The sequence below is a fragment of the Nocardioides sp. genome (assembly GCF_036401255.1).
Taxonomy (GTDB): Bacteria; Actinomycetota; Actinomycetes; order Propionibacteriales; family Nocardioidaceae; genus Nocardioides.
On the sequence record NZ_DASWVI010000088.1, the window covers coordinates 1 to 3,803 of the forward strand.

4 protein-coding genes are annotated in these 3,803 nt (G+C 72.6%); 2 read left to right on the forward strand and 2 right to left on the reverse strand.

What is annotated here, in order from left to right; all coding sequences use genetic code 11:
* Positions 1 to 56: 56 nt before the first annotated feature.
* Positions 57 to 644, reverse strand: coding sequence for a peptide deformylase (def, locus tag VGD85_RS04135; protein ID WP_331062182.1), 588 nt, complete (start codon positions 642 to 644; stop codon positions 57 to 59).
* Between the two features lie 91 nt (positions 645 to 735).
* Here def and VGD85_RS04140 point away from each other — a divergent pair, with 91 nt between their 5' ends.
* On the forward strand, positions 736 to 2,112 hold the full coding sequence (locus tag VGD85_RS04140) for an acyl-CoA dehydrogenase family protein (RefSeq protein WP_331062183.1): 1,377 nt from the start codon (positions 736 to 738) through the stop codon (positions 2,110 to 2,112).
* Positions 2,112 to 3,329, forward strand: a complete 1,218-nt coding sequence (locus VGD85_RS04145) for an acyl-CoA dehydrogenase family protein (RefSeq protein WP_331062184.1) — start codon at positions 2,112 to 2,114, stop codon at positions 3,327 to 3,329. The genes VGD85_RS04140 and VGD85_RS04145 overlap by 1 nt, the downstream gene beginning before the upstream one ends.
* A gap of 48 nt (positions 3,330 to 3,377) precedes the next feature.
* On the opposite strand, the gene VGD85_RS04150 is transcribed toward VGD85_RS04145, so the two are convergent.
* A partial coding sequence (locus VGD85_RS04150; protein ID WP_331062185.1) for a hypothetical protein occupies positions 3,378 to 3,803 on the reverse strand: 426 nt, incomplete at its 5' end.

The following is a 3,803-nucleotide window of genomic DNA, read 5'->3' on the forward strand; positions in this document are numbered from 1 at the left end:
GCCGCGGCGTGGCCGCAGCGTGGCCGCAGCCTGGCCGCCGTGTGGCCGCCGCCGGATCAGCCTGCCGGCCACTCGGGCGGGTAGTCCTCCACGGACCGGTCGTGAGCCTTCTGCAGCCGCTTGCGCAGCTTGGTCGAGAGCCGGTCGCCGAACACGGTGCCCAGGGTGTGGTCGGTCTCGTGCTGGAGGCAGCGGGCCAGGAGGCCATCGCCCTCGAACGACACGGGCGCGCCGTCGAGGCCGGTGCCCGTGACCGCGGCGTGGTCGGGACGGGCGCACTCGACGTACGCGCCCGGGAACGACAGGCAACCCTCCTCGTCCTCCTCCAGCTGCCGGTCGCGTCCCTCGGGCAGCCTGAGGACGGGGTTGCACACGACCCCGACCGTTCGCTCGCCGGAGGCGTCGGGACAGTCGAAGACGAACATCGCCAGGTCGACGCCGATCTGGCACGCCGCGAGCCCGACGCCGTCCGCGGCGTACATCGTCGCCACCATGTCGGCGGCGAGGGTCCGCAGCTCCTCGTCGTAGGACGTCACCGGCTGCTGCGCCCGGTGCATGACCGGGGTGCCCCACCGGGTGATCGGTCGGACGGCGCCGCCCGTCGGGAGCGGGCCATGAGGTGCGTGAACGGTCTCGGCGGGCATGCCAGGAGGGTATCCAGCGGCTCGACACCCTGTGACCCGCCCCACGAGCGTCGGTGTAGCGCTCAGTGTAACTCCGAGTTACCGTTTCTCCATGTCCTTGATCCAGAGCCTGAGGCCCGGCGGCAAGCACGGGTTGTCCTCGAAGGAGTCACGCGACCCGATCGGGTACGCCGTGGCGGCGCTCAGCCGGCTCGCCCAGAGCGACGTGCTCGACCGGGTCGGCCTGCGCAAGCAGGCCGAGCACACCGTCTTCACGATCACCCGGGCCGGGTTCAAGACCGCCACGACAGCGAGCCGGCCGTTCGCGCGCTCCGGGCGCGGCGACGCCGTCGGTGCCCGGCCGACCAGCGCACCCCGCACCGGCGTCTTCGACCTCACGCCGACCGAGGACGAGCAGATGCTCGTCGACGTGGTCACCGAGCTGGCCCAGGAGGTGCTCCGTCCGGCGGCCGCCGAGGCCGACGAGGCCTGCGCGGCGCCTGCCGAGGTGCTCGCGGCCGGCCTCGAGGTCGGCCTGCCGATCCTCGGCCTGCCCGAGGAGCTCGGCGGCATCTCCGAGGAGCGGTCCGCGGTCGCCGGAGCCCTGGTCGCCGAGGCGCTCGCGCGCGGCGACATGGGACTGGCGGTCGCCTCGCTCGCGCCGGGGTCGGTCGCCACGGCGCTCGGCCTGTGGGGCAGCGAGGAGCAGCAGCAGACGTATCTCCCGGCGTTCACCGAACCGGCGGCCGACGCGACGGTGCCGGCGGCGGCGCTCGCGCTCGGCGAGCCGAGTGTGCTGTTCGACCCGCTGACGCCCGCGACCACGGCGACCCGGACCGGCGAGGGCCTGGTCCTCAACGGAGTGAAGTCGGGTGTGGTCCGCGGCGCGGAGGCGGAGCTGTTCGTGGTCGGCGCCGAGCTCGACGGCTCCCCGGTGCTGGTCCTGGTCGAGTCCAGCACCCCCGGGCTCGAGGTCGTCGCCGATCCCGGCATGGGCGTACGCGCCGCCGGTATAACCCGCCTGACGCTCACCGACGTCGCCGTCCCGGCCGACGCCGTGCTCGGCGCGACCGACGGCACGACGTACGCCGAGTGTGTGCGTCTCTCCCGGCTGGCCTGGTGCGCGCTCGCCGTGGGCACCGGGCAGGCGGTGCTCGACTACGTGACGCCGTACGTCAAGGAGCGTGAGGCCTTTGGCGAGCCGATCGCGCACCGGCAGTCGGTGGCGTTCATGGTCGCCAACATCGCGATCGAGCTGCAGGCGATGCGGCTGTTGACCTGGAAGGCCGCGGCGCGAGCGGCCGCGGGCAAGGACTTCTCCCGCGAGGTGGGCCTCGCGCGGCGCCTGTGCGCCGAGAAGGGCATGCAGATCGGCCTGGACGGCGTCCAGCTGCTCGGCGGCCACGGGTACGTGAAGGAACACCCGGTGGAGCGGTGGTACCGCGACCTCCGGGCCGTCGGCGTCATGGAAGGTGCGGTGCTGATCTGATGGCCATCAACCTGGACGATCCCAAGAAGTTCCGGCCGCTCGTGGGCCAGGCCCACCAGGTCGCGATGAACATGCTGCGGCCGATCTCGCGGAAGTACGACGTGGGGGAGCACGAGTACCCCAAGGAGCTCGACATGCTCGCCGCCATGATTGACGGGCTCTCCGAGTCCGGGGCTGCCGAGGGGGCCGGCGCGGCCGGCGTGCGACGCGAGGAGTCCGCCGCCGAGGCCGGGTCGGTCAAGAACGGCTCCAACCTCGCCTCGGTGATGTCGATCGCCGAGATGTGCTGGGGCGACGTCGGCCTGCTGCTCTCGATGCCTCGTCAGGGGCTGGGCAACTCGGCGATCGCCTCGGTCGCCAACGCGGAGCAGCTCGCCCGCTTCGACGGGGTCTGGGCCGCGATGGCGATCACCGAGCCGGGCACCGGGTCGGACTCCGCGAACATCAAGACCACCGCCGTGCTCGACGGGGACGAGTACGTCCTCAACGGCGAGAAGATCTTCGTGACCTCCGGGGAGCGGGCCGACGCGGTGGTCGTGTGGGCCACGCTCGACCGAGAGCTCGGCCGTGCGGCGATCAAGTCGTTCGTGGTCCCGAAGGGCACACCCGGCATGCGGGTCGAGCGACTCGAGCACAAGCTCGGCATCAAGGCCTCCGACACCGCGACGATCATCTTCGACGACTGCCGGGTGCCGCGGGAGAACCTGCTGGGCTCTCCGGAGATCGACACCAAGCAAGGCTTCGCGGGAGCGATGGCGACGTTCGACAACACCCGCCCGCTGGTGGCCTCGATGGCCGTCGGGTGCGCGAAGGCCGCGCTCGACCTCACCCGGGAGCTGCTCGAGCGGGCCGGGGTCGTGATCGACTACGACCGGCCCGCGCTGGCCCAGTCGGCGGCCGCCGCGAGGTTCCTTCAGCTCGAGGCGGACTGGGAGGCCGCGCACCTGCTGATGCTGCAGGCGGCGTGGATGGCCGACAACCGCAAGCCGAACTCACTCGAGGCCTCGATGGCCAAGGCGAAGGCCGGACGGGCGGGCACCGACATCACGCTGTCCTGCGTCGAGCTCGCGGGCACCGTGGGCTACAGCGAGTCCGAGCTGCTGGAGAAGTGGGCCCGCGACGCCAAGATCCTCGACATCTTCGAGGGCACCCAGCAGATCCAGCAGCTGATCGTGGCCCGCCGCGTCCTGGGTCTGACCAGCGCCGAGCTGAAGTAGACCGCCGGCGGCGGGTGGCCCCGCCGGATCCGGCGGGGCCCGGTCCGTTCAGGCCTTCTCGGGATCCGCGGCCCGGGCACCCGTCGCCGCCTCGCTCGCGACCGCCTTCGTGGTCGCGGGGTCCATCAGCGGCTCGGTGCCCGGCTGCTGCAGGTCGGTGTCGGTCGTGCTCGGGTTGGTGCCCGCGTCCGCGCCGGTGGTACCCGCGGGGGTCGTCACCTCGGTCGCGGAGTCCTCCAGGACGTCGGCGGCCGACCGGGGCCGGGCGGCCGCCTTCCTCGCCGTCGCCTTCTTGGTGGTGGCCTTCTTGGTGGTGGCCTTCTTGGTGGTGGCCTTCTTGGTGGTCGCCTTCTTGGTGGTCGCCTTCTTCGCCGTGGCCTGGGCGGTGGCGCCCGTCTCGGGCGCGTCCGTCGCCGCCGGCTCCTGCGTGGTGGCCGTCCGGCTGACCGGCAGCTTCGCGCCCGGTGCCGCGGC